20 protein-coding genes and 11 pseudogenes are annotated in these 22,965 nt (G+C 57.2%); 9 read left to right on the top strand and 22 right to left on the bottom strand.

Features of this window, described 5'->3' with window-relative positions; genetic code table 11:
• Window positions 1-32 precede the first annotated feature (32 nt).
• A pseudogene (locus ACZ5IL_RS04640) lies at window positions 33-622 on the bottom strand (IS5 family transposase); the annotation flags it as partial.
• On the opposite strand from ACZ5IL_RS04640, the pseudogene ACZ5IL_RS04635 reads away from it, so the two are divergent.
• Both ACZ5IL_RS04635 and ACZ5IL_RS04630 read left to right on the top strand, forming a co-directional pair.
• Window positions 623-1,243, top strand: a pseudogene (locus ACZ5IL_RS04635) (IS3 family transposase); the annotation flags it as partial.
• Window positions 1,244-1,624: 381 nt separating this feature from the next.
• Window positions 1,625-2,224: pseudogene (locus ACZ5IL_RS04630) on the top strand (transposase); the annotation flags it as partial.
• Window positions 2,225-2,474: 250 nt separating this feature from the next.
• Here the strand turns inward: ACZ5IL_RS04630 and ACZ5IL_RS04625 are convergent.
• Window positions 2,475-2,847 (bottom strand): annotated as a pseudogene (locus ACZ5IL_RS04625) (IS630 transposase-related protein); the annotation flags it as partial.
• A 170-nt stretch (window positions 2,848-3,017) separates the two neighbouring features.
• On the opposite strand from ACZ5IL_RS04625, the pseudogene ACZ5IL_RS04620 reads away from it, so the two are divergent.
• A pseudogene (locus ACZ5IL_RS04620) lies at window positions 3,018-3,251 on the top strand (transposase); the annotation flags it as partial.
• Window positions 3,252-3,404: 153 nt separating this feature from the next.
• Here the strand turns inward: ACZ5IL_RS04620 and ACZ5IL_RS04615 are convergent.
• Together ACZ5IL_RS04615 and ACZ5IL_RS04610 are read right to left on the bottom strand one after the other, a co-directional pair.
• Window positions 3,405-3,713: a hypothetical protein gene (locus tag ACZ5IL_RS04615; protein ID WP_464596819.1), complete on the bottom strand. Its 309-nt coding sequence runs from the start codon at window positions 3,711-3,713 to the stop codon at window positions 3,405-3,407.
• Entirely contained in the window at window positions 3,710-4,480 is a 771-nt protein-coding gene (locus ACZ5IL_RS04610; RefSeq protein ID WP_464595437.1) for a DUF2092 domain-containing protein, read from the bottom strand. The genes ACZ5IL_RS04615 and ACZ5IL_RS04610 overlap by 4 nt, the downstream gene beginning before the upstream one ends.
• Before the next feature lie 448 nt (window positions 4,481-4,928).
• Here ACZ5IL_RS04610 and ACZ5IL_RS04605 point away from each other — a divergent pair, with 448 nt between their 5' ends.
• The 3 genes and pseudogenes from ACZ5IL_RS04605 to ACZ5IL_RS04595 all read left to right on the top strand — a co-directional run.
• The gene (locus ACZ5IL_RS04605; RefSeq protein WP_464595436.1) at window positions 4,929-5,768 is read left to right on the top strand and encodes a hypothetical protein; all 840 of its coding nucleotides are present in this window, start codon (window positions 4,929-4,931) and stop codon (window positions 5,766-5,768) included.
• Window positions 5,769-6,192: 424 nt separating this feature from the next.
• Window positions 6,193-6,432, top strand: coding sequence for a hypothetical protein (locus tag ACZ5IL_RS04600; protein WP_464595434.1), 240 nt, complete (start codon window positions 6,193-6,195; stop codon window positions 6,430-6,432).
• A 922-nt stretch (window positions 6,433-7,354) separates the two neighbouring features.
• A pseudogene (locus ACZ5IL_RS04595) lies at window positions 7,355-7,472 on the top strand (IS5/IS1182 family transposase); the annotation flags it as partial.
• A 37-nt stretch (window positions 7,473-7,509) separates the two neighbouring features.
• Here ACZ5IL_RS04595 and ACZ5IL_RS04590 read toward each other — a convergent pair.
• The 4 genes from ACZ5IL_RS04590 to ACZ5IL_RS04575 form a co-directional block, all read right to left on the bottom strand.
• Entirely contained in the window at window positions 7,510-8,628 is a 1,119-nt protein-coding gene (locus ACZ5IL_RS04590) for an alpha/beta hydrolase (RefSeq protein ID WP_464595432.1), read from the bottom strand.
• Window positions 8,629-8,857: 229 nt separating this feature from the next.
• On the bottom strand, window positions 8,858-9,292 hold the full coding sequence (locus ACZ5IL_RS04585) for a hypothetical protein (RefSeq protein WP_464596817.1): 435 nt from the start codon (window positions 9,290-9,292) through the stop codon (window positions 8,858-8,860).
• A 126-nt stretch (window positions 9,293-9,418) separates the two neighbouring features.
• Window positions 9,419-10,756: a DUF1254 domain-containing protein gene (locus ACZ5IL_RS04580; RefSeq protein ID WP_464596815.1), complete on the bottom strand. Its 1,338-nt coding sequence runs from the start codon at window positions 10,754-10,756 to the stop codon at window positions 9,419-9,421.
• Window positions 10,757-11,061: 305 nt separating this feature from the next.
• Window positions 11,062-11,208, bottom strand: a complete 147-nt coding sequence (locus ACZ5IL_RS04575; protein ID WP_464595430.1) for a hypothetical protein — start codon at window positions 11,206-11,208, stop codon at window positions 11,062-11,064.
• A gap of 176 nt (window positions 11,209-11,384) precedes the next feature.
• Between ACZ5IL_RS04575 and ACZ5IL_RS04570 the strand changes: the two genes are divergently transcribed.
• The gene (locus ACZ5IL_RS04570; RefSeq protein WP_464595428.1) at window positions 11,385-11,516 is read left to right on the top strand and encodes a hypothetical protein; all 132 of its coding nucleotides are present in this window, start codon (window positions 11,385-11,387) and stop codon (window positions 11,514-11,516) included.
• A 911-nt stretch (window positions 11,517-12,427) separates the two neighbouring features.
• On the opposite strand, the gene ACZ5IL_RS04565 is transcribed toward ACZ5IL_RS04570, so the two are convergent.
• From ACZ5IL_RS04565 to ACZ5IL_RS04550, 4 genes and pseudogenes are all read right to left on the bottom strand, one after another.
• Window positions 12,428-12,598, bottom strand: a complete 171-nt coding sequence (locus ACZ5IL_RS04565) for a hypothetical protein (RefSeq protein WP_464595426.1) — start codon at window positions 12,596-12,598, stop codon at window positions 12,428-12,430.
• Between the two features lie 342 nt (window positions 12,599-12,940).
• Window positions 12,941-14,248, bottom strand: a pseudogene (locus ACZ5IL_RS04560) (IS701 family transposase).
• Window positions 14,249-14,664: 416 nt separating this feature from the next.
• Window positions 14,665-14,838 carry a hypothetical protein gene (locus ACZ5IL_RS04555; protein WP_464595425.1) on the bottom strand — a complete coding sequence of 58 codons (174 nt, stop codon included), beginning with the start codon at window positions 14,836-14,838 and terminating at the stop codon, window positions 14,665-14,667.
• Between the two features lie 222 nt (window positions 14,839-15,060).
• Window positions 15,061-15,444: a cysteine rich repeat-containing protein gene (locus ACZ5IL_RS04550; RefSeq protein WP_464595423.1), complete on the bottom strand. Its 384-nt coding sequence runs from the start codon at window positions 15,442-15,444 to the stop codon at window positions 15,061-15,063.
• A 246-nt stretch (window positions 15,445-15,690) separates the two neighbouring features.
• Between ACZ5IL_RS04550 and ACZ5IL_RS04545 the strand changes: the two are divergent.
• Together ACZ5IL_RS04545 and ACZ5IL_RS04540 are read left to right on the top strand one after the other, a co-directional pair.
• Window positions 15,691-16,314, top strand: a pseudogene (locus ACZ5IL_RS04545) (tyrosine-type recombinase/integrase).
• A gap of 178 nt (window positions 16,315-16,492) precedes the next feature.
• Window positions 16,493-17,932, top strand: a complete 1,440-nt coding sequence (locus ACZ5IL_RS04540) for a DUF1254 domain-containing protein (protein ID WP_464595421.1) — start codon at window positions 16,493-16,495, stop codon at window positions 17,930-17,932.
• Window positions 17,933-18,091: 159 nt separating this feature from the next.
• Here the strand turns inward: ACZ5IL_RS04540 and ACZ5IL_RS04535 are convergent, their stop codons facing one another.
• The 10 genes and pseudogenes from ACZ5IL_RS04535 to ACZ5IL_RS04490 all read right to left on the bottom strand — a co-directional run bounded on the left by ACZ5IL_RS04535 (window position 18,092) and on the right by ACZ5IL_RS04490 (window position 22,955).
• Complete coding sequence (locus tag ACZ5IL_RS04535; protein WP_464595420.1) at window positions 18,092-18,430, bottom strand: hypothetical protein; 339 nt, start codon at window positions 18,428-18,430, stop codon at window positions 18,092-18,094.
• Window positions 18,431-18,622: 192 nt separating this feature from the next.
• Entirely contained in the window at window positions 18,623-19,090 is a 468-nt protein-coding gene (locus ACZ5IL_RS04530) for an aminoacyl-tRNA deacylase (RefSeq protein ID WP_464595418.1), read from the bottom strand.
• 296 nt (window positions 19,091-19,386) lie between these two features.
• On the bottom strand, window positions 19,387-19,512 hold the full coding sequence (locus ACZ5IL_RS04525; RefSeq protein WP_464594369.1) for a hypothetical protein: 126 nt from the start codon (window positions 19,510-19,512) through the stop codon (window positions 19,387-19,389).
• Window positions 19,509-19,817, bottom strand: a pseudogene (locus ACZ5IL_RS04520) (transposase); the annotation flags it as partial. The pseudogene ACZ5IL_RS04520 and the gene ACZ5IL_RS04525, both read right to left, overlap by 4 nt.
• A 125-nt stretch (window positions 19,818-19,942) precedes the next feature.
• On the bottom strand, window positions 19,943-20,464 hold the full coding sequence (locus ACZ5IL_RS04515; RefSeq protein ID WP_464595416.1) for a hypothetical protein: 522 nt from the start codon (window positions 20,462-20,464) through the stop codon (window positions 19,943-19,945).
• Window positions 20,465-20,645: 181 nt separating this feature from the next.
• Window positions 20,646-20,777, bottom strand: coding sequence for a hypothetical protein (locus ACZ5IL_RS04510; protein ID WP_464595414.1), 132 nt, complete (start codon window positions 20,775-20,777; stop codon window positions 20,646-20,648).
• Window positions 20,778-21,328: 551 nt separating this feature from the next.
• Window positions 21,329-21,502 (bottom strand): hypothetical protein, encoded by a 174-nt coding sequence (locus ACZ5IL_RS04505; protein WP_464595413.1) that lies wholly within the window; start codon window positions 21,500-21,502, stop codon window positions 21,329-21,331.
• 140 nt (window positions 21,503-21,642) lie between these two features.
• Window positions 21,643-21,735: pseudogene (locus ACZ5IL_RS04500) on the bottom strand (IS5/IS1182 family transposase); the annotation flags it as partial.
• Between the two features lies 1 nt (window position 21,736).
• A pseudogene (locus ACZ5IL_RS04495) lies at window positions 21,737-21,880 on the bottom strand (transposase); the annotation flags it as partial.
• Window position 21,881: 1 nt separating this feature from the next.
• Window positions 21,882-22,955, bottom strand: a complete 1,074-nt coding sequence (locus ACZ5IL_RS04490) for a hypothetical protein (protein ID WP_464595411.1) — start codon at window positions 22,953-22,955, stop codon at window positions 21,882-21,884.
• Window positions 22,956-22,965: the final 10 nt, after the last annotated feature.

The following is a 22,965-nucleotide window of genomic DNA, read 5'->3' as shown; positions in this document are numbered from 1 at the left end:
ATTCCCATTGATCTAGGCTCAGGACTCATTGATCAGAGCCAAAAGATGACGGCTGCAGCGATGCAGATGGCAGACATGAAGGTATGTGAGCATCGATCGTAGCGGGTGTGGATGCGGCGCCAGTCCTTGAGCCTGCCGAACGCATTTTCGATCTTGTGTCGTTGGCGATAGAGCATGCGGTCATGTTCGATCGGCTTTGCGCGGCTGGCCTTCGATGGGATGCAGGCCGTGATGCCGCGGGCCGCGAGCGGCTGGCGGAACCAGTTGGCGTCGTAGCCCTTGTCGCCAAGCAACTGCTTCCCGGGCGGCAGCGCATCGATCATCAAGGCCGCCCCCTTATAATCGCTCATCTGGCCTTCGCTGAGCAGCATGATGACAGGGCGTCCCTGACCGTCGCAGACGGCGTGCGGCTTGGAGTTCAAGCCGCCCTTCGTGCGCCCGATACATCGGGGAACAGGTCCTTTTTTAAAAGGCTGGCGGCGGTGCGATGCGCCTTCAGATGCGTCGCATCGATCATCAGGAGAGAGGGCTTGCCACCTTTGCGTGCCAGCTCGGCAAAGATATTGTTGAACACGCCGAGCCGGCTCCAGCGCACGAACCGGTTACGCTTGCAGCGGGGCGGGGCTATCGCTTGAACCACAAACGCACTTACCGGCTGTATCGCGAAGAAGGCCTGTCGATCAGGATAAAAACGCCGAAGCGCAAACGGGCCTGGCGCTATCGTTCCGATCGGCCAAAGATCGCCGCCGTGAACCACTGCTGGGCGATGGACTTCATGTCGGATGCGTTGTTCAACGGCCGCCCGTTCCGGCTTTTGACCGTTGTCGATTGCCACACCCGAGAATCACTTGCGATCGTTCCGAGAACGAACTTCAGGGCCTTCCAGGTCGTCGAGGTTCTTGAGCGGCTGGCAAGGGAGCGCGGCAAGCCAAAGACCCTTCGCTGCGACAATGGCCCCGAGTTCGCCGGCAAGATGCTCGACCAGTGGGCCTATCACAATGGCGTCGAGATCGACTTCTCGAGACCCGGAAAGCCAACGGACAATGCGTTTTGCGAGGCCTTCAACGGTCGCGTCCGGGCGGAGTGCCTGAATGCCTCATGGTTCCTGTCGATGGCCGACGCTATCGAACGGATCGAGGAATGGAGGTGCCACTATAACAATGATCGGCCCCACACCTCGCTCGGCAACTTGACGCCGAACGAGTTCGCACGACAAACTCAAACAGCTCGAGAAATTGCCTGACATCTGGACCACAAAACGGGGCAGCTCAACTAACGGCGAATAGCCTAAGTCAGGGAGGACCACTTTTCAGGGGGCAGACCATAAGCCAGGAAGCTCTCGCCGTTGAGCGCCTCGTCTTCGTGACGCAACGAGGCGCGTGCGATCCTACCTACAATTTCACCGTCAATATTTCTAACGGAGTTGTGACGCATCCTAATCTCGTAAGGTTCAGAGGATACGTCGCGAAATCTGGCGCGGTTCGCGCTTCGGTAACCGTTCAGGATAAATACGCCTCCGGCTCCGGCCGACTCTCCAGTGTTTCTGGCCGCGGGACATGGAACGGCCACGCAGGGAATGCGCGATGCTCGGGCTACTGGACCGCGCAACGAAATTGATATCTTCAAGCCCCGGCACTTGCCGCCGACCAGTGCCTATGGCTCGGCAGTGAACCTCGCCTGGCTAGTCAAGGAGCGGGAAATCGAGCCGCATATCCCGGTGTTCGACAAGTCGAACCGGACCGACGGCACATTCTCGCGATCTGACTTCGTCCTCGACGCGGATCGCAACCATTACACCTGCCCGCAGGGCAAGTTGCTGGTACAGTTCAGACGGGCCTACGCAACACCGCGCTCAGGCATCACCAAGGACGGGACGGGACGCGACTCTACCGCGCGGGAAAAAGTCCGATTGCCAAGGCTGCACATCCAAGGAACGGCACTGCTCGAACACGCCGCAGCGCAAAGTGCCGCGCTATATTGATGAAGATGCCCGCGATGTAGCCCGAGCATTGGGAATACGCCACCTTACGAACGTTCGCGGCATCGCCGCAAGACGGTCGAGATGCTGTTCGCTCATTTCAAGCTTATCCTCAGGCTCAGCCGCCTGAGATTGCGCGGCCCCTGCGGCGCACGAGATGAATTCCTCCTCGCTGCCACCGCTCAGAACCTGAGAAAGCTCGCAAAGCTTCGGCCAATGCCGGTCCTCGGTCCTGTGGGAGTATGACAATGCGCATGCTCTCCGAGTTGGAACGTAAAAAATTTTGCAACTAGGGGTATAAAAACCGAGGGCTCAAACGTCTACTATAGAGAAGGCTTGATATGAACTCCTTTCCGGGCCAAAAATTGGATCGGCCGGAATAGGTGCCCAACCTAAGATTTCCGTCCCGAATTGGCCCGCTGTGGCTCCAACTCCGGCAGGCCTTTTTGTCGACTGATCCGCGCTACGCAGCCGCTTCATCGCCGCATCTAATGCCGCGCCGTTGCTCGGCAGCGTGCGCTGTCTTTTTTAAGTGTGATCTTTCTGCGCTGGAAGAAACGCCAGAGCGAAGCAATGCCGGCCGATATCCCACGACGCTTCAACAGGTCTCGCAACTCGGCGAGCGTGATATCCGGCTTCACTGCCACTGCGTCCAAAATCAATTGTGAGTATGTTTCGATGCGCTGCGATCTGCGGTCCCCGCCCTGGCGTTTAGGAACGATGTTGCCAGCTTCTTTGAGGCGACCGCGCCAGCGGATCGCGCTGGCCGCGCTGACACCGAAATGCTCGGCGGCCTGTCGACAGGACAAGCCACCATCAATCGCGGCGATCATCCTTCGACGAAGATCAACCGAAAGCGCCTTGGCCATACATGCTGACCTCCTTCGCCAGCACGCAGCTTAAGCTGACTCGCGCCGTTTTGGGAATCCCCAACGATTCATTCCGGTCGGAAAAGGCTCTAGCAGGCTGTTGAAAAAGGCCAGTCGCGGCCGAGCTGTGAGCATGATTCATTGGCTTTGAAGCGATTTGGATCTGATGGGTGCGCGGTGGTGACAATCTGACTGGCGAGTTGTTCAGCTACGTTGATCTGGAGGCGCGGGTTCGGCGCGATCACCCGCTTCGCGCCATCCGGGTAATTGTGAATGAAGCGCTTGTCGCTTTGGAGCGGGAGTTCGCGGCGCTGTATTCGCCACTCGGGCGGCCGTCGATCCCACCCGAGAAGTTGCTCAGGGCGATGCTGTTGCAGGCGTTCTACTCGATCCGCTCGGAGCGGTTGACCGATGCGCAATGGGCGAGGATTTCGCCGTTGCTGCCGGGTAAGGCGGGCGACCCTGGACGCACCGCCGCGGATAGAGAGCTTGCTGAATTAGCGGGCCTGGTGGCCCGGTTCAGGGTGAACCGGGCGACCAGTGCCAAAACCTTCATCTCATCGGCAGCGAAGGTAGATGCGTCCATAGGCGTCCACGGCTTGAACGCACGCAGAGGCGGGAGCGACCACCACTGGCGCGGCGGCCACGGCGCCGACCGCAGCACCCGCCACGACGGCCCGACGGGTCGTGCGCCGCGCGACACCGGCGTAACTAAGCGGCGTCAGCGGACGACCGATGATCGCGTGTGCGCTGCTCATGAGCGATACAGAATTGTTAAGAGGGGCACCCTCGTTCAGGAATAGGACGGCCCCGCCGACTACGATCGCCGCGCCAAGTTGAAAAACCCGATATGCAGCACGTTTCATTTTCTACCTCCCGTGACGATACCGTGCGGTACTTCATCAAGATCGGACAACGCCGTGATATCGACTTTCTTCGCCGACTCCGGCACCTTGAACGCAAAGGCGTCGGCGCCGGTCTCGACATCCGCGCGGAAGTCCTTGATGCGCAGCGTGTACTGGGGCGCAGCCGCAACACCTTTGCTAGTGATTACATATTTTCGCGGAATAGGCTTGTCGCCGACTTCAACCCAGAGCTGCCAATCTGCATCCTCGCTGCGGAACGCAAGATGCTCGCACTCTACCCCGTCGATCACACCGCGCCCAATATGCTTGACATTGAGTACACCCATCATGAGCTCGTCGTATGAACTCGACAGTAGGAAATCCGCCCCCGGCATGGCGACCGAAAACTCGTCGCGCAGCCTATGAACGAGTTGATCGACGGAGCCAGGTGCCTGGACCTGAGCCATCGTGTTGATGTTCTTGCCCAACACGGTCAGGGTGTTTCCGTCAAATACCAGTTCGACATTGGCATAACCGCCGACGCGCGTTGCTCGTACTTTATTCGGCCGGCTCAGGAGCACATGGCCGGAGCTTGCGAACTGAAGTTTTTGAATATCGGGGGTAATCACCTCGATGTCGGCATCGTATGTCAGCGACATCGTCTTCGCTTTGACGAGATAATCCGACATCGCCCTCACAATCCTGTCAGGATCCTGCGCGTGGGACAGCGTCGGGATGAAAACCATGGTGAGAACGCCCACCAGCCATAGAAATGAAAGTTGTTTCATCCGCTTCATATTTCCTTCTACAGTTGCCTCAAAGATCAGGAAGCACCCACGCTCGGTTTCAGGCGAGATCGCCGGTCCCAGACAGAAACTACAATCAGAATTTGCGCACGACGTCGCTTTGGAAGCGACGGCTCACGGTGCGTCACTGGCACCCGCCACAACTAGCGCACATTTGGCGTATTCGGCACCGAAGGCGACGGCACGTCTTGCCATTTTACGCCATACCGACCCGCGGAAGCGGACGGTTCACATGCTTGGGTTGGAAGTCGAGCAATCGGTCGCGCGGTACGACACTGATCTCTGGATGATCGGAGACCCAACTGCTTCAACTAGATCAGTGCGCTATCATGCAGTAGTCTCTATCCCGCTGGCCAAAATATCCATCAGGTCAGCGGGCGCCGTAAAATTAGAAGCGCGACGTAAACATCAGTGGTCGTGTCGTATTGAAATGGCTGCATCCCAGGCAAGGGCAGGTTACGCATTAGCTCTCGGAGTGCTCGCCACGATGCTGTATCCGTTAATTGCCTATGGTCAGTCGCCATCGACAGCCGACAACATCGGTCTCGATTTCTTCCGCCCACCCCCTAACCTGTTCCAGTTGCAGTATGGAATCCGGACTGCGCCCGGAAGCACGCGCGACGTCACGACCGACACGCTCAATCTCCGCTACGACCACGCGTTCTACCTGTCGCCGACATGGACGGTGGTGACACGCAACGACCTACCGCTGCTCGCCAGGAACACGATCAATTCAGCTAATCCCAATGGCGACTACCTGTACGGCATCGGTGATGCCGACATCCAGGCGGCGGTGATCCACGACCTCGACACGCGCTGGGCGGTCGGTTTCGGGATGCGACTGATCACGCCGACGGGAGCGGATCCTCTCGGGTCGGGGAAGTGGCGGACAATGCCGATTGGAGGCTTTCGCGTGGCGCTGCCTGAGATCAGCAAATCGAGCTATTTCGAGCCGATCTTTCGCTACGACGTCAGCGTGGCCGGCGATCCGACCAGACGGAACATCAACAACCTGCAATTCGGTCCCGCATTTAATATAGGGCTTCCGGACCGCTGGTTTGTCACCTTCTTCCCGAGCCAGGACATCCGCTACAATTTCGGCGATCCTGTCGCCGGTCAGACCGGCCGCCTGTTCCTGCCGTTCGACGTGAGGGTCGGAAAGAAGTTCTCCGATCAAGTCGCCGCCTCCATCGAGGTCGGCGTCCCCATCGTCAGGGACTACCCCGTCTACAACTTTAAAAGCCAGTTCCGGCTCAACGTCACTTGGTAACGCTCCATTCGCACGCTCGTTCTGAAAACTGCCCCGCCCATTGTCTGCATCCTTTTCGCGATGAAGAGCGAAGACGGAGGTATGTCGGACGTTCAATAATGGTAACGGCGTATCCACCGTTCCCTGATGCACTAGGCATAGGACTCATCAGAGCCAGAAGATAACGCTGGCAGCAATGCAGATGCGGACATGAACGTGTGGGCACACTGTCGTAGCGGGTGTGAATGCGGTGACGATGGAGTTCGCGGTCATGTTCAATCGGGTTGTTGCGGTTTGACTTTGATGGGATAGAGGCCGTGATGCCACGTTTGACGAGAGCCCGGCGGAACCAGTTGGCATCCTAACCCGAGCCCGGGACACCTAGGGAGCAGCAGACTTCTGGCTGAATACCAAAGGCCCGTCAGACAATGAACGCGCTCTGTGGGTGGGAGCCGGCACGAGGGACACCGGCTTGTCCCTAACTCGCTCTAGATTTCGGATTCACCTCGCCGCGGACTCGGATACGAATGCAGAGTGCAACTACATCATCGGTGAATTGAGAAAAAATCGATATCTATGCGGAGCAAGTGTATCTGGCCGGCCAAAATCCTCCACCGAACGCGTCAACCGCTACATTACTGATGACGAGGTCATGTTGGCGAGGTTAGTGGTAAATGGCGATTGACCCAAGTTAGGCATTGTCGCTATGTCACAAGCAGTCGTGGGAATCCGCTGACGGTCGTTGTACCACTTTCGACTCAATGGGAGCAGATCCAATGTGTAGCAAGCGGTCGTTTACCGTCCTTTGCATCGCCTCTGTTCCCAAGTATTGGAAGACTCAATGCGCGCGATGCCGATGACGCCACTAGCACATTAGCACGCGGACTGACCGCCAAGCCGCAATGCATAAGCATCTGTCGTGCACGCTATCGCGACTGTCTTCGTCTGAAGCAGCTACCGTCGTTCGAGTGTCGGGGTGTTTATCAGGACTGCACCCGATACTCTTGTACGGGGTTAGGACCGGGATGACTTCCGTGCCTTTTTCTGCCCGACTTTTCGATCCCCGGTAACAGCGTCTCCGATCTTAACGAATGATGCGGCACGCCATAAGTCCGGATGTAGCCTTGGCAGACCTGACACCGATGTCGGACTTAAGCCCGGTACGTGCACATGGACGGACATCCCTCGATCTGGTGGGTTCATACCCATAGAAGATCGGGAGTCGACTTATTCGTCAGTCACGCTTGTGCCACCGGCTATCCTCTACTGCCCAAGCCCGAACGGTGCTTTCGGCCGAGCCGAGTTGGCCAAGCGGGATTCGGATCATTCCATCAATCCTCCGGAAACTCAGTTCGCTCCTGCTCGAAAACAGCCCGATTGATCGCCAGACGCTGAAGTCATATCCAACGATCTTCCGTTGAGCATCCTGGCCAGCGTCCATGTATCGCTGGGTGACGCGCAAGCTCGTATGCCCGATGGCTTGAGGCGATGCCTTCTCCGATCGCTCAGTTGCAGATGATACACGAATCTGAAGCTAGGTTCAGGACCTAGTAATTTTCTTGCGAGAGGCGTTTGGACTGATTCAATAGCGTTGCTGGGAGACGCCGATGTCCGATTTGTTTCTGCTCACCCAAGGCGCAGATGGGCCGGATCGAATCGTATTTTTCTTTGTCGAACGGCGTCTTGCGAGTTGATGATCGGCGGCTGGTCAGCGGGATCATCTTTCGCCATTAGGAACGGTCTTTTTAATACCGCAAGCCGTTCATTGAGCCACCTGATCTCCAATGTCGACTGGCCGTATGAACGTGTCATCATCGGTAAAGATGAACGTGCCAGCAGTGTTGCGGTATCGCAAGGCTTTCTCGTGCGACCTTGAATAAAGCACGGCAACACTTACAAACCGATCATGCCCGAGGTCATCGTGTTTTGCGAGCCTCGAAATATCGACGACTTGAACCCTCTCTTTCAGAGCAGCCTCGCGCACAATGGGATTGTCGACATCGATGTCTCCCGCACGAGCAATACCACCATCAAGAAAACTAGAGGCTCGAAGCGCACCATCATCCTTGGAAACCAGAACAAGCAAAGGTGGCTTTAGCGGACCGATAGCTTGTACGTTGGTACGAAACGTTCTTGCATTGATGTCGGGTGCCGCGAGCACCACCCGGCTTAGCCTGGCGATCACCCGGTCTTTGCCTTCAATACGAAGCTGGCGCAGAGCTTCAACGGTCAACATGGCACCCATGCTGTGGGCTACGACCATAATGTCGCTGACCTCGGAATTACTGCTAAGCATCGTTAGGAGAGCCATCAGATAGTCGCGAGAATAGTTTGCCGATTGCTTGTCTATTTCATAAGCCCCTACCCGACCTTGCGATGGCCACGCGAACAGTATCGGAATTCCGTCGATCTTCATGTCCGCTTGTAATTGCGTGATTCGGAACAGTGACTCTTGAAAGGTGTTGTTGAACCCGTGCACAAAAACAAAAACTTTGTGCTTTTTACGCTGGATATTGTTTTGATGAGTAACAGCTTGACGAAACTCGGGTTCGCTAAGTGCGGCCCTATCAACGACAGCAAAGTCTCTTTCTGGATCTGGAGTTGCGGTCGGCATTTCAATGTTGCCGGACTTGTGGTTAGGGGGAACTGAGACGGAAAACCTCGCAAAATTGAGTGCATTGGCGAGGTTCGCGGTGAACGCGTTTTGTGACAAATCGCGTTCGCGCGTAGTTGCCACGTAAATTTGCATAGTCTTTCCGCCAACCGAGGCCGCCACCGGCGTCAGAGCCTCCGAACCAAGTCTGGCAGCACAACCAACCAAAAGGAATGAGAATAGAATGGCGACTGTGCCTAGCGTACGACCGCCACTCCAAGTCGACATGACAACTGACTCCCCACCACCGAGTAGCACCGATGCTGCTGTTCTTAAATTCTCCGAGACGAACAGTGGCTTGTAAAGTATCCTAACGATTTGCTCGCGACCCGCGACTATTTAGCATCGCACACGTTTTAACTCCAAGTTCCGCAAAGCCTGTTGTTGCATCTACACGAAGCAGACCAGTCGCACGTGTGAGCATCAAGCGCACCATGCGACCTGATCCGCATCATACCTATTTAAACCTGACCGTTACCCCGCCTACTGCAGCCGACACTTCAGCGCCGACCTTAGGGCCACTAAGCTGTAGGATGACGCCATTGGCATTTTGCAATTGAACGCCTGCCGCTCCCGCCACAACTGCACCACCAGCTCCGATTGCACTGTAGTTACCCTCAAACGCAGCCAGGCTATTCAGATTGAGAGCTCGTCCAACCAGCTTGGTCGTCGAGGCTCCGATCGTAAATCCGATATTCATGCCCGAAACGGCGAAAGGATAACGCTTGCCTTTGAAGATAAGCACGCCTTCGCCACCGCCAACCCCGACGATGAAGCCCCCTTTCGTGAATACGACGGAAACCTGACCAGTTTCGGCCCGCAATGGCGCGCTAAAGCCGGCTACGCCAACAAGCAAGGCAACAAAAGCTGCGTTCATAAGAAATCTTTTCATGACATTTTCCTTTGAAAGAGGCGCAACAAAACGCATACGGAATCTTTCTCTACAACGCCGGAGTGACCGCCGGGGGCGCCCACTTCTGCTCCACAATTTCAGGTCCTGGCATATATGTCCGCATGATCACGAGAAACGACCCGGTCTTTGTGCTTGGCAGCCAATTGGTTCCTTATCCTTCCCAGGCGAGTCGCTCTGGATGTAGAGCGTAAGGCCGCCGTCCGCGTCCTTCTTCAGGTCCGGCGTGCGATTGCCGAGCGCATAGCGGTTGATCGGATTGTCGACCAGGTTGTACGTCGGATCATACATTGTGATCGACCAAAAGGCCTTGACGTCAGGAAGCTGGCCTGGCGCGAAGCGCATGGTGTATCGCCTGCCTCCTTCGAAAGCTTTGCCATTGGCGTCAATTGTGGTGTTGAAGTAAATTGCTTCCGCCGGGTCGTTGGAGATGATGCCGCCAAGACATTGCAAGGACGCACGCAGCAAAAAATCGTCGCTGAGACCGGCACGGCCCATCTGCGACGGTGGAATGTTCCAGCCGTTGACCCGTTTGCCGAGATCGCCTGAACGTATCACCTCGTTCAACAGCGCATGCCCATCGACGGCTGCCCGTGCAAGACCGCGCTTGGTCGATGCGTCCAACTTTTCGATATCCTGCCCCGGGCCGATGCCGACTTTGCCGAACAATTCGGTCAGTTTCGCCAGCCGGGCCTGCGGCGGGTTTTCAGTCATGGCCCGGTTCATAGTCTTCCATTGAGCCAGTGGATCGGTTTTCACGTTGAAGGGCTCCCAAACGTCGCGGCGGACTGACAGCACGGCGCCCTTCTTCCCCCACAGACTAAACGGGATGAGCGTGTACTGATCCTGAAGCTTGTGGACGGCGGGTAAGTCCGTCGGACCGTCAACGAGCGTGCGTCCCAATATCAAGATGCTGTTGCTTCGTGACTGAGGAAGAGCTGTCATCCCGTCGGGCAGCGTTCCTTTCCAGTTCGGTCCCACAAGCGCGAAACTTCCAGCTTTGCCACCGGTCGTACGTGTCCCGACATAGGCGAAATTGTCCGAATCAATCCCGGCAAGTTCAAATGTAAAATACCGGTCGCCCATGTCCGGATGGGAAAGGATGAGAGGCTCTTTGCTCACATCGACCCATGCGATGGAATAGAGCGTATCGTTGTTTGGCGAGCCGCCGTCGTGATAGGCGGGCGTGGCAAGATTGCGCACATTGTAAAAGTGGTTCAACGGTGCGTAAGGCGTGATGCTATCCGCGGGCTTTGGCTGCGTCACCCAGTTCCACCGAAGACTTGGCAAATAGACGTAGGGAAAGCCAAAGACATATGCCTGCATGCCTAACGTGTAGGCGTACTGTTCTCTCCAGTCCGGCTTGGCCCCTGCATCCTGCGCGCCCGCCGGGCTGCCGCTCCACGATATGAAAGCAACTAGGATTATCGCGATTGATTTCTTCACCAAGATGTTCACTGCATCCTCAAAGAGCGGGCGACGATATTGGGGCAAATATCTCAATTCGGAAGAGTGCATCTTGCCTTTTCACGCCAAAGGACCGGTGATCGGCTTTTAAGACGGCACTCGCTCGTGCCAATGGAGCCGGGTCAATTTGTGACCGCTGCATGACGTCGGAAACTCCGCGACCGAAGCCGGCTTCGGACGATATCCGCTGATCATCGCTAACGGTGCGTTCTTGCCGGCGGAGTGAAGCAGGTTACTGACCCGGGTCAGCGACGAGGCATCGACATTTATCGAGACACCTTCAGTCATCGGCGCATCAACCTCGACTTGATCTGAGCGGTCTTTTGTCGGAGCGCGACCGCCGCATCCTGCGCCGCCGACTTGGCGATGAATTTCAGCTCTGTTTTGGTCTGGCTCAGATCGCCCTTGGCGGCAGACCCCACGCCGCGCATGATGGCGTCGGCGCGTTCTTTGCAGCCGCATACCGTAGCACTGCCAATCAGGACGTCGGGTAGTTGGTTCGCAGTTGGATGCTCATATTCAGTTTACTGATACCGAATGCCACACCGGCCCTATCCCTGCCGTGCTAGTCTTGATCTATGGCCTGTTCGGGCCGGAGGACTAAGCCATGGCTAAACGTGAGCAACGCGGGAACCGCGAAGCAAAGAAGCCGAAAAAGGAAAAATCCAAAGTGAGCGCAGCGGCGCCAAGCATGAAGGGCCTTATGCAATCGGAAGCGACCAAGTCACGCAAGAAGTAACTGTGATCTCTCCGCAGAGTCAGCCCACCAGCTTGGAGCTGCACCTGAACCTTCGTAGCATTAAAAAACCGCCCGCGGATTTCTCCAGAGCGGCGGACACAATCTTCCCTGTGCGAATCTATGCCTCAACACCTGTCAGGTCGTCAAGTGATGTCCGCAAGGAGCCAGCGTGATGCATGACGTGTTTTGCGGATTGCAAGTTGGCGTTGGGAAGATTTTTCCGGGACCAGCGCTCGCCCGCTTTCAGGACTCCCCTACTCGCGAAGACATTCTAATTCCAAGACGAAAGTAAATAGCACCAATCACAACCCGAGCCAGAGATGCGAGGATTGCTCGCGGTCGGCGTACGCGGGCGATATTCCGCCACGCGTAACGCCGCCCCCCGACTGGGTGGACTCGCAAATGGCGAGGAAGCGCCAGGATGGTCGTCAGCTTTCGAAGGCAACGCCAACGAGATCTCGGTTTCGCCAAATCAGCCGGCATCGACGTGTCGTGCGAAAATTATCGAAAGAAAGATCGAAGAGTGGAGGCACGATATTGAGCCCGCTCAACTGTATGCACGCTCCGTCGTTCGTGACATCACAGACACGGCAAGAGTGAACGCCGGCGTCCCCCTCAAAGAATACTACCGCCCCATGATTGATGGCGGTCCGCCCCTTGGTGCGGCGCCCGAGGGGGTAACTTGGCTTCAGCGTCGAATTGGGCGTTGTTGAAATGAGACCCTCCATTACGAGAACGAAGCCGCCGAGCGGAATATGATCGACCGACGGCTTCGCCAGGGCGGATCCGGACGAAGGGCAATGTCCGATTTCACGAAGCTTTCGTTCTTGACCACCCGCGCAACGAAACTCAGGTATTAAGCTTGATGTCTCGGAATCGGGTTAGATCTGGAACTGCGATTCCGCGAATCTTCAAATCAACCGCTTGGCCGCGATAAGGAACAGAAGGATTGAACCTGAGCTTATCGCCATGACGCCCATATTGATCATACTGCCGAACAATGTGGCAGAGATCGAATTAGCAGCGGCAGCCGCGGTCGTTGTCCGACCGCTGATTTTCTTTTGAGATTTCTTCGCTGCCATGCTGATCACCAATGGCCAGGACGATCTGACCGACGCGCTCCCTGTCGAAGTTGATCTTCGATCGTGGCGTATTATTCGCACACGACCTGCCAGAAGGGCTTAACGGCGATGGTGAACCAAACCTCACCACCGACCATGGTTGATGAATTGCATCACTGGCGGGATTATCAACAAAAAGGGCGCGGGACATACGTTCCGCGCCCTCCCCTAAACTCTGAACCAGGCGAACGACCGCCTTTATCCTAAGCTCGAAAGCTTAGCGGGCGGCCTCAGCGACGTGACAGCGCTTGGAACTAGCACTACTTTGGCAGATTTTGCTGAAGGCGGCCTGCGAGCAGCATTTCACAGTGCGTGCATCGTAACGGTGGAGGCCGCACGAATAGGTCGAGGATGGCTTGTCTGATGGCTGGCATGCTCGGCTGTGGCGGAGGGCCTGAGACTCTTTTTTTCCGTCCTGCTGCGGTGAGGCGGCGGGATTGAAGGAAAGCGTAGGCGATCATCGTCATCAAGGCGTGTCGGTGTAATCCAGCCCACGACCTGCCTTCAAAATGGTCGAGCCCCAGCTCTTCCTTCAATTGCTGATGCGCCTGTTCACAGATCCACCGCGCCTTGACGGCGGTTGCCAGCGTCTTGAGCGAAACGTCAGCGGGCAGGTTCGAGACGTAGTACTTCTGCTCTCCGCTCGATCGTCGTTCGCCCAGGATCCACACTTCATCGCCAGGCATACGCTTCGACACCTTTATCGAACACGCGGTGCTTTGGGCCGTCCGCGATGCGGACACGCCGTGCAGTGAAGAGGCATGTCAGTGGGCCTTTCGTGCCCCGGCGCCAACTGATCTTCTGCCACTTTTCGCCGACCAACATCGTCTCGGCAGAAACTGGCGACATATCCGGGATATGGTGTTTGCGCGGCTTACGGGCTTTCTCCGTCGGAAAGATCATGGTGACATCGCTCGGATAGACTTTCTGGCGCCGCGACATACCAACTGCCCACAAGAGGCCACGTTCGCTCAGAGCATGACGGAACGGCGCGCTCGATCCGTATCCCGCGTCCGCCAGCACACAGCCGAAGCGAACACCGGCGGCGATCACGCGATCGATCTCAGCCAGCGCGATCTCCGGCTTGGTCCGCGCCGCGCGATGCTCGACTGGAACGCCCGCACGCTTCAAACGCACCGGATTGCTCGTCCAACTCTCGGGAACGAAGAGACGCAATGCCACCACGACCGGCACTTCACCCCGCGCAAGCGTCAGCGACACCAATGTTTGGCAATTGGCCGTCTTGCCGAGAGAAGGGGCATATTGCGGAGCGACACCAACCGAACGATCGCCCTTCTTCGGCATCGCCGTGTCGTCGATAACCAGCACCGCATCTTTGCCACCGACGAGGCGATCGGCCTGAACCAGCAATTCCGATTCCAATGGTGCCGCATCCCAGACACCATCAGCGATAAAATGATGCAACCGGTCGTAGTCGCCCGGCGCCAGCCGCGCCGCCATCGGTTGGACGCTCTTTCGATCGCCCGGTCCAATTAGCCCCGAAACATACAGCGGACACATCCGCCGCCGGGCCTTGTGACCTAAACGATCCAGAAATGGCTTAAGCCAGTGTCCAAGCTCGTCTTCCCACCTCGACGTCGTCTCAACCATGGTCAGCTCTCCAAAAAGCCGACCACCCATGAATCATTGAAAACGTGATTCGAGAATCCTGTTGAGACGATCCATCTAATAAATCTGCCAAAGTAGTGCTAGGCCGTAACCCCATAAATCAGTCGGGCGGACGACTTGCCAGAGTCCGCTCTGCGCCGATAGCGACCAAAGCTTGTAGTGCAGCTAAATGACGCGATGGGCCAATAAGCGACATGCGCCGCCGTTTATTCGATGATTCGGCGCGACCGATTGACGCCTTGAGGTTGACGATCGGTTCGCCCTTTGTTGCTTGTTGGATCGGAAGATCGGTCGGCTTATCGTCCGTTTTGAAAATAAATCCGAAATGAACAAAGCCATTGCGTAGGGCGAAGCTCGAAGTACCGCAAAGCGATTTGTGTTGGTCGGCGCTGTGCGCCTCACTTAACCCTCAGGCACTCGCTGTAGGCGGCAAAATTGATAGTTCCGTGTTGTTTGTTGGCTTCCAATAGCTTGGTTTTTGCCGCAACGCATAGTTGCTCCGTCGCCATCGGGATAACAATCGGACTCGCCACTGTTGTGCTACCGATGAGAAAGACCAGAACCCAGCCCATTGCAGTCATCTCCTATCATTATTTCCTATCATTATTGTTGTGACCAGTTTATCTGGCGGGTTAGCCTCACCCAGCTCGTGTTTGGTCGGCCTGCTAGAAGAAGTCGCCGGTGTCGGGCGAGGGTTTTTCGGTGCCGTATCTCGCTTGGACCAATAAATTACGACGACATCCCGCCCGCACCGGGGGTCAAACGCGACATCTGCGTGCCCACAAATATCTGGACTAGCTTTTGCCTCCCGCTTGCGAAATCGTCCCTTTGCAGATTTCGCTCAAATCCGCAAAATGGTCTTTCATGCAAGTCTCTATACGGCCACTCCCCGGCACAATATCCGCGCAATACTTTTTTGCGTCCGGGTTACAAGCCTTTTTGACAGCAGACAGTTTCACCAGCGCAAGTTGGCAACGCAAAGAAAACTCCTTGAAGCGAACCTTGATGCACGCCTGACGCGCATCGCGATCGGCTCCGCACTGAGACTTTAGGTCGCGAACCCAGGCTGCAAGGACGTCAGCACTTTTTTGCGCGAGCACCACCGATGGTATCGCGGCAATCGTGAGAAAAGACGCAGCCACGATAGTCGGGCGACGAAAGGTTGCTCCTGCAATCATTTCGACGTTCCCTTACGGTGAAAACGCTCCCTAGTTCACCGCTATGGTTTTGCCGCACGATACGGAGGGCGGTTTGATCTATATCAACACCCATTCAACGATGCCCGCTTCGGGTCAATCGCTGCAGGTCGTTTTTCGCCGGGCCAGCGACGAAGTCCGCCTTCGTCCGAGAACCGACCTGATTTCGAAGCGAAGATTTGTGGCTCATGTTTGTCGGCTCTGTAACCGAGCCGAGGAGATGGCCCCATGCACGATCAAGTAAATGCAGCCCAGCGAGTGCCCTGGAATAAGGGAAAGCTGACGGGAGCAAAGCCACCGCTGCAACCCAAGCACGTCTGGTCGATCCGGACGAAACTCCAGATCGAAGGTCGCGCACGCGATCTTGCGATGTTCAATTTGGCGATCGACAGCAAGCTTCGCGGCTGTGACGTCGTAGCCATACGAGTCGAGGATGTCGCTGCCGGCGGATACACAGCGGATCGCGCAACAGTCCGGCAAAAGAAAACCGGGCGGCCTGTCAGATTTGAATTGAGCGAATAGACCCGCCAGGCGGTCGATGACTATCTGAGGGTCACCAGAAAACGGCCAGGCGAGTTCTTGTTCACCGGTCGTCGCGGTCACGATCGCAGTATGACAACGCGCCAATATGCCAGGCTCGTGTCTGAGTGGATCGGAAGCGTGGGGCTAGACCCGAGGCTTTTTGGGACGCACTCACTGCGACGAACAAAAGCGACCTTGATCTATCGGCGGACCGGCAATCTGAGGGCTGTCCAACTCCTGCTCGGACATACCAAGATAGAAAGTACAGTCCGGTACCTCGGCATCGAGGTCGATGACGCATTGGCAATAGCGGAACAAGTTGATGTCTGAAACACCAGGGCAGAGCGGACGTGCTCTGCCCACCGCCGATTTGGGCCAATAGTGACATCCGCCTGATCGTGTTGAACCTTTTATTGAGAGCAGCGACTAACGGATTTCTCGGCGCAACACGGATTTCTCGGCGCAACAAAGCAAATCCTCGATAACCAGCCCAAAAGGGAAGCCGCTCATGAAATGGACTCGAAGATCGCTTGTTGGTGCGACGCTTGCCGCAAGTCTCATTGCAAGCTTCGGGACGAGCCAGCCTACAAACGCTCAGTCGATAGCGCCCGCCGAAGCTCAACAGATCGCTACCGACGCCTATGTTTACGGCTATTCGCTGATCACTACCCATGTGACTCGCGTTCAGATGAGCAACGTGCCGAAGGTTGAGGGATTCAACAGTCCGCTGGGTCAATTCGTCAACGTTCCGCGCTATCCGCCCGCCGACTATCGCGGCGTCTCCGCGCCTAATGCCGACACACTCTATTCGGTGACTTGGCTCGATCTCTCGGAACCGCAGGTATTTAGCCATTCCGACATGGGCGACCGGTTCTATCTATTCGAGGTCGTCGATCTCTGGATGTCGGATTCCCAATCCTCCCCCGGTAAACGCACCGCTGACGGAAAGGCTGCGCATTACCTGTTCACCGGTCCCGGCTGGAAAGGCGATGTTCCTGCCGGAATGAAGCATTTCCCGATGGCGACGCGCTACATGGTCATTCTGGGCCGTACCTACGCCGATGGCACTGAGGAGGATTACAAGGCCGTCAATGCGCTGCAGGCGCAGTACAGGATTACGCCTCTTTCAAGCTGGGGCAAGTCGTACACGCCCGTGGCGCCGCCGGTGAATCCAAACCCGGGCTTCAGCATGACCGACAAGCCGCAGAAGGTCATTCTCGACATGGGCACCGAAGGATACTTCAATCTCATGGCAAAGCTGTTGGGCGGCGACGCACCGCCCGCGGCCGGTGATGCGCCGATGCTCGCAAGCATGGCGAAGATCGGTATTGTACCCGGCAAGCCCTTTGAAATGAGCAAGCTAGATCCGTCCGTGCAGGCGGCGCTGAAGGATATTCCACAAACCGCTCTGAAGAAGATCGAGGCCAACAAGGATAGAATGGGCGAGGTCGTCAATGGTTGGATAGTGTCAAAGGGTCTTGGCACCTATGGCCCTTCGGATTACCTCAAACGCGCCACTGTGGCGGCCTTCGGTTGGCCGGCAAACCAGGAGAAGGACGCGGTCTATCCTTATGCCGAGGTCGACTCGGCCGGCCAGAAGTTGACGGGAGCCAACAAATACACCGTGACCTTCCCCAAAGGCGAAACACCTCCAGCCGATGGCTTCTGGTCGATCACCATGTACATGATCGACGGCGGCTGGTGGTTCGTGCCCAATCCGCTGAACAAGTTCACTGTCAGCATGCGCAACAATCCGAAATTCAACCCCGATGGCTCTCTGACGCTCTACTTTCAGAGCAACTCGCCGGGAGCGGATAAGGAAGCCAACTGGCTGCCGGCCCCGAAGGGTGCTTTCCTGCCGATGCTGAGAATGTATTGGCCCAAGGAGAGTTCGCCTTCGATCCTCAACGGATCGTGGAAACCGCCCGCAGTGCAAAAAGCGAACTAGTCGGCACTTAGCAATTTGGTACTGAAAGAGGTCGCCTACTAAGGCGACCTCTTTTATCGTATTCTTGCTCCATGTGAGCCGCAGTGCCATCATAAGCGGCCGCTAAAAGGTCATAAGCCGACATCGCTCCCAATCAAGCGGCGATACTTGTCAGGCTCCTTAGCGGCCGTAGGGGAAACAGCGGTTGCGATCGAGTGTGAGACCGAAATGCGCTCCCAGTGCAGCGATGGCCGCGTCCTGCTGAGGATACGGATCGGCATTGGATGCGGCTACGATGATGATCCGGAACCCGCCGCGATCCTTGCCACTGGGTGGCAGCATCGCTGTAGTCAGTGCATTGCCCTCCCTGTCGCGGAGCGTGAGGAAAAACGGCATCTCTCGCTGTACATGGACCTCGAGGCCGATGTCGCGCTCGATCGCGTTGGGCCGCTCGGGACGCCAGGACTGGACTGCCTTCTCCCGCTCGCGCCGGAAATATTTCTCAACTGTGTGACCCATCAGGCGCGACTCATGCATCGCAGGGCGGCGAACCTGCGCTTGTTGCGCAACTCGCTTGCGCTCTGGTCAAGTCGCGCCAGTCGTGAACGAAAGGCGACCTTTCATTAAGATGTGAAACTTACTGTCGCCAGCAACCAGACTTTTTCAAAGGCGGCATACACCGTGATCGATCCAGTCCTGGATCAAGCTGCCTCAATCGTGTGTGGTGAAGCGGCCGTGCCAAGCCTCCGCGGTCAACCGCGCGAACTGCTCGCGGCCCAGATGGAGGAGTGTGGTGTGATCGCCACCCTCGATGTAGATCTCGCGTTGTGCCTCGATACTATCGTCGACGATGACGTCGAGCCCGTAGCACTCGCCAACCGGCGGAACGGCCCCACGAGCGCAGTCGCAGAACAATTGCGCTATCTCGTGTTCACTCGCCAGGCAGACCTGGTGGCCGAGCTGCATTTTCAAGTCTGACATGTCTATGTGGTGGGAGGCGGGAAGGATCGCCAACAGGTAGCCGTCGTCGTGGCGTAGCACGACGCCTTTTGCGAGACAGTCGCCCGGCACATGGCAGGCTTCGGCCGTGCGCGTCGACGACATGGTGGGGTCGTGTGAGATCATTTCGTATGTGACGGTCTGATCCAGGTATTTCTGCAAGGTCGGGGCGACGGTCATGGCGGTTCCTCCATTGCAATGAGCAATCCGTACATCGGGAGGAGCTCGCGCCATCGCTCACGATGCAGGGCGATTGCGGTTCGACTTAAGGATACTCCTGCCAGGAGCCCGCGACAACGTGCGGATTTCCCGCCTCGATTTGGACAAGTGGCCCAACCGAATGTCACCTTTGGGTCATTCGCGACGGGGCCGGGCCAGCAGCAAGTCCGGCGATGTCCGCTATGCCGCCGGAAGCGGAAGGGAATTTAGAGCATTAGTAGGACCGCGACCGGCCATTGCGGGTTGGTGGCGCTGTCCTAGCAGGCTGTTGAAGAAGTGTTCTGTCTGGCTTTGAGGATGGCTTGATCGCCGTTGTGATAGGCGAATGCGATCTGGATTGAGCCGTTGAGCAGTTTGGCGTGGCCGTGAGACGGCGCGGTCATGCTGGCACCGCCATGAGCTTCGGCAATCGCACCAGATTGTAAGCGGCGGCTGCGAAGGTGAAGGCCCATCCGACGCGGTCGCGGCCACGGAAGCGGGTCTTGTCCTGGCGGGCAACCATCTTGATCCAGCCGAACGCTTCCTCAATGCGCTTGCGGAGACGCTGGCTGATGGCATAGCCGCGGTGCCGCGTCGTGCGCCCGTCGATCGCCGAGCTTCGGCCGCTTGTGTTCTGCGCCACGTGCGGCGTCACCTTCATCGCGCGCAACTCGTTGACGAAGTCCTCCGTGTCATAGGCCTTACATGCGCGATTTGGAGGCTGAACAACGAGGGTTGTCGAGCGACTGAGATAGCAAGCTTAGTAGTCGGAAGAGTCCGCTGGTGCTGCACAACGGACTCAAGATCGTGGTATTGCCGATCGCGCCCTTCTTTTTATTGGCTTTGGTCGCCTACCGTCGGACTCTTGGCCGCCATTTGCCGCGCCAATCTAGCAAGCCCGATCAGTATGATTAGTCCAACCACCGATGCCACAAGCAGCATCACCGTGATTGCCGGATCGCTAAAGCTTGCCTGGGCGACGACAAGCGCCGCGGCGATGTTGCGATTTCCCGCGCACGAGCGCGAATACTCACTCATGTCAACCTTCGACGGATTGTCGAACTTTACGCCTGTCACTGTGTTGGCCGCTGTGTTCACAGAACCTGATCCGATTGCGACGGAATTTGGCGCCGTCGCAGTTGCCCCGGGACCAAGCGCCGAACTGTTTTCGCCGGTCGCGACTGCGTTGCCACCGAATGCCGCCCCGCCGTTCGACGCTCTCGCATTGACGCCCACCGCCACCGAGCCGGTGGCAACGGCATTCGAACCAATTGCGATGGCATTTCGGCCCGTGGCCTGTGACGTCGCTCCGATCGCAATGGCACCGTCCTGACTGGCAGTCGAATTGGTGCCCATGGCAATCGCGTCAATTCCGGAAGAAGTGGTATTGGCTCCGATGGCTATGGCATTTTGGCCCGACGCACTCGCAGCGTTGCCTGTGCCGTTGACGCGAACATAGCGCTGAGCCTGAGACAGGTTTCGGTGTCGATCGCGCCGACGGCGTTGAGGGTTCGGACCAATAGAGCGAACCCGGTGGCTATTCCGTGAACTCACAGATCGAAGGGTCCAGACATTCGTCGATCAGCATGACAAGTTCGACAATATCCCAGGCAAAGAAAATGCCGACGAGGTCTCGGCTGCCAATAATTCGGACAAAATAGCAGTTCACCCGGACACCTCGTGTGCCGGGTATTACTCAACGGCGGTCGGAAATCTCCGAAAAATCGTCGGAGCCGTTATCGTGCCGCTTTTGGTGCCGCGTTCACCAAGCACTGCGAACGACGCCAGCGGTCGCAGTCGGTGTGGTGGATCGGGTTGCAATCCAGCAGAATCAGAAGACTTTCGAGCAGTACTGCGCCCGTGGAGCAATCTGCGCCTTTCCGCCAGTGAGCATAAAGGCGAGCGGGCGACATGAGCGTCAGCGCGTGGAAAACGTTGGTCCATACACCCTTTGATTGATTGCAGAGTGTATTCCTCGACCCGTGGTTGGACGGATGCATCGACCCAGCGGCCGCGACTTCAGCACTTGCTTGATGGTGGTCGGCAGGTGGAGTTCAAACTGCATGTCCTTCAGCCCCCCAAGAACTGACCGCGATTTATCCCGATCCCTTCGGAGGACGTGAATCACAACACACCGATCACGCCAACGCTTTTATGGTCTTGATCTGGGACAAAACAGCGCAATCTCACACGTCACCAACTAATGTCATTCGCTCCAGTCTAGGCATACCTGATGGATCCACCACCCTTCCTTTTCTTCTCCTCAAGCTCTCTTTCCGCCTCGTCGGTCAGCTCTTGCATAGTCTTGCCGAGCGTCTTCATTGGGTCGTCCTTCGGTTCTCCCGCAGGGGGGAACTCGGTGTGGCTCCCACTCATGTTGGGGCTATCACTCATGTTCATCTCCATTTCGCTGGGAGGGGTTAGGACAACCAGCGCGCTTGGAGCACGTTCCGACGGAACAGTGGTTCCTTCGTCACAGTTCGTTTACGCGGCGATGCAGACGACGGCTGCAGGAAAATTGGTTGCGATCATATCGTGGTGATGCGACGGAAGTCCTTCAGACGACAGAACATGCGCTCGATGGCGTTACGGCTTTGATAGAGGACGGGCAAGAAACAATTCTTCCAGCTTCAGCACCTGGATGATGCCGCTGATGACCCGCCGATCATCGACCCGTGGCTTGCCGCGCGTACCGTTGGGCAGAAGCGGCTTGAGCAAGGCGAACTGATCCTTCGTTAGCCAAAAGCAATCGCGACTCAGCGCCGAAATCATTTTATGGGTCCGACCCTAGCCGTCGCCATGAGCAGATCGAAATGGTTGGTGAAGTGGCCGACGCGCGAGTGGCGTCCGTGAAGGTGAAGCTCTTCATCTCAAGCAGGATGCGCTCGTCCTGGATGAGCAGGTGACCGTCTTCCACCGCCGTGCGCAGGTCGTTGAGGATGGAGTATTTCGTCGCGCCGTTTGTCTCCCAGCCGAGTTCGCCGCTTCCCAAAGGCTGGTCGCTGAGCCGGTCGAGCGGCACCTGGCGGTATATGAGGTTCGCGTCATATATCATCTTCAGCGTCGTGAGGCACGAGCCGCCGCTCCCGCTGTTCTTCTCGGGAGCGATGAGGCAGGAACCGAACAAGTCGGCCTGCCGTTTGAGCTCGTAGGCGAACTGGTCCGCGAGGATGCGGTTGTTCGCGTAGGAGGCGGCCTGCCGCGCGGGCAGCGTCGAGAAGTCTATGAGGACCGACGCGCTATGGTCGTTGCCGTTGCCTTTGCCTGTATCAGCCCCGATCGCGTAGCGATGCGCGGGGTTGTGTTCCTGCCAAAGGAGAAGGCCCGCTTTCTCGCCCGCCGTCTCCTTGCACTGCGCGATAAGGCGCTCAATCGCCGCGCGGTCGAAGAACGGGGAACCGGCCGCGACTGGATCGAGGAGCATCTCCACCTCGTAGACGCGCCGGCCTCCGGCGTTGAGCTCGCGCCGCTTGCTTTCAAGCGATATCTTGCGTTTGCCCGGGTCCGCGATATCGTTATTGAAAACTGCAGCGTCAGCGTCGGTTTTGACGTATTTGTCGGGCCAGGCCGGCTCTCCCTGCCGGTTCACGACGGGGATGAAGCGCGCCCGTCCTCCCGATCCGTCCACGGCTTTGCGCACGTAGCCCATGACTCCCGCTTCGAGTATGAAATTTCCGAGAGTAAGCGACACGCCGTGCCCGGCCATGCCGCCTTTTGCTTCGTCGAGAAGCCTGATGATCTTCTCGGTAATAGCTGGACTGTCCGCCGTGACGGCGTTTTCAAGGTCGTCCCTCAGGATAAAGTCAGGGCGATGCTGCTGGTAGAGGCGCCCGCGCATCGGCGTCATGGCCGTATGG

The sequence above is a fragment of the Nitrobacter sp. CN101 genome, assembly GCF_055390255.1.
Note: the sequence above shows the minus strand (reverse complement) of the source record. Positions and strands in the feature narration are given on the sequence as shown.

What these genes read in the sequence shown, in the direction of transcription:
- ACZ5IL_RS04575 (WP_464595430.1), bottom strand. Translation starts at nt 11,208, where the DNA reads ATGCGCGGCGTGGGGTCTGCCGCCAAGGGCGATCTGAGCCAGACCAAA.
- ACZ5IL_RS04505 (WP_464595413.1), bottom strand. Translation starts at nt 21,502, where the DNA reads ATGAGTGATAGCCCCAACATGAGTGGGAGCCACACCGAGTTCCCCCCT.
- ACZ5IL_RS04530 (WP_464595418.1), bottom strand. Translation starts at nt 19,090, where the DNA reads ATGACCGTCGCCCCGACCTTGCAGAAATACCTGGATCAGACCGTCACA.
- ACZ5IL_RS04610 (WP_464595437.1), bottom strand. Translation starts at nt 4,480, where the DNA reads ATGAAACAACTTTCATTTCTATGGCTGGTGGGCGTTCTCACCATGGTT.
- ACZ5IL_RS04590 (WP_464595432.1), bottom strand. Translation starts at nt 8,628, where the DNA reads ATGTCGACTTGGAGTGGCGGTCGTACGCTAGGCACAGTCGCCATTCTA.
- ACZ5IL_RS04550 (WP_464595423.1), bottom strand. Translation starts at nt 15,444, where the DNA reads ATGATTGCAGGAGCAACCTTTCGTCGCCCGACTATCGTGGCTGCGTCT.
- ACZ5IL_RS04605 (WP_464595436.1), top strand. Translation starts at nt 4,929, where the DNA reads ATGGCTGCATCCCAGGCAAGGGCAGGTTACGCATTAGCTCTCGGAGTG.
- ACZ5IL_RS04570 (WP_464595428.1), top strand. Translation starts at nt 11,385, where the DNA reads ATGGCTAAACGTGAGCAACGCGGGAACCGCGAAGCAAAGAAGCCGAAA.
- ACZ5IL_RS04535 (WP_464595420.1), bottom strand. Translation starts at nt 18,430, where the DNA reads ATGGGTCACACAGTTGAGAAATATTTCCGGCGCGAGCGGGAGAAGGCA.
- ACZ5IL_RS04555 (WP_464595425.1), bottom strand. Translation starts at nt 14,838, where the DNA reads ATGGGCTGGGTTCTGGTCTTTCTCATCGGTAGCACAACAGTGGCGAGT.
- ACZ5IL_RS04525 (WP_464594369.1), bottom strand. Translation starts at nt 19,512, where the DNA reads ATGACCGCGCCGTCTCACGGCCACGCCAAACTGCTCAACGGCTCAATC.
- ACZ5IL_RS04540 (WP_464595421.1), top strand. Translation starts at nt 16,493, where the DNA reads ATGAAATGGACTCGAAGATCGCTTGTTGGTGCGACGCTTGCCGCAAGT.
- ACZ5IL_RS04585 (WP_464596817.1), bottom strand. Translation starts at nt 9,292, where the DNA reads ATGAAAAGATTTCTTATGAACGCAGCTTTTGTTGCCTTGCTTGTTGGC.
- ACZ5IL_RS04615 (WP_464596819.1), bottom strand. Translation starts at nt 3,713, where the DNA reads ATGAAACGTGCTGCATATCGGGTTTTTCAACTTGGCGCGGCGATCGTA.
- ACZ5IL_RS04490 (WP_464595411.1), bottom strand. Translation starts at nt 22,955, where the DNA reads ATGACGCCGATGCGCGGGCGCCTCTACCAGCAGCATCGCCCTGACTTT.
- ACZ5IL_RS04515 (WP_464595416.1), bottom strand. Translation starts at nt 20,464, where the DNA reads ATGGGCACCAATTCGACTGCCAGTCAGGACGGTGCCATTGCGATCGGA.
- ACZ5IL_RS04565 (WP_464595426.1), bottom strand. Translation starts at nt 12,598, where the DNA reads ATGGCAGCGAAGAAATCTCAAAAGAAAATCAGCGGTCGGACAACGACC.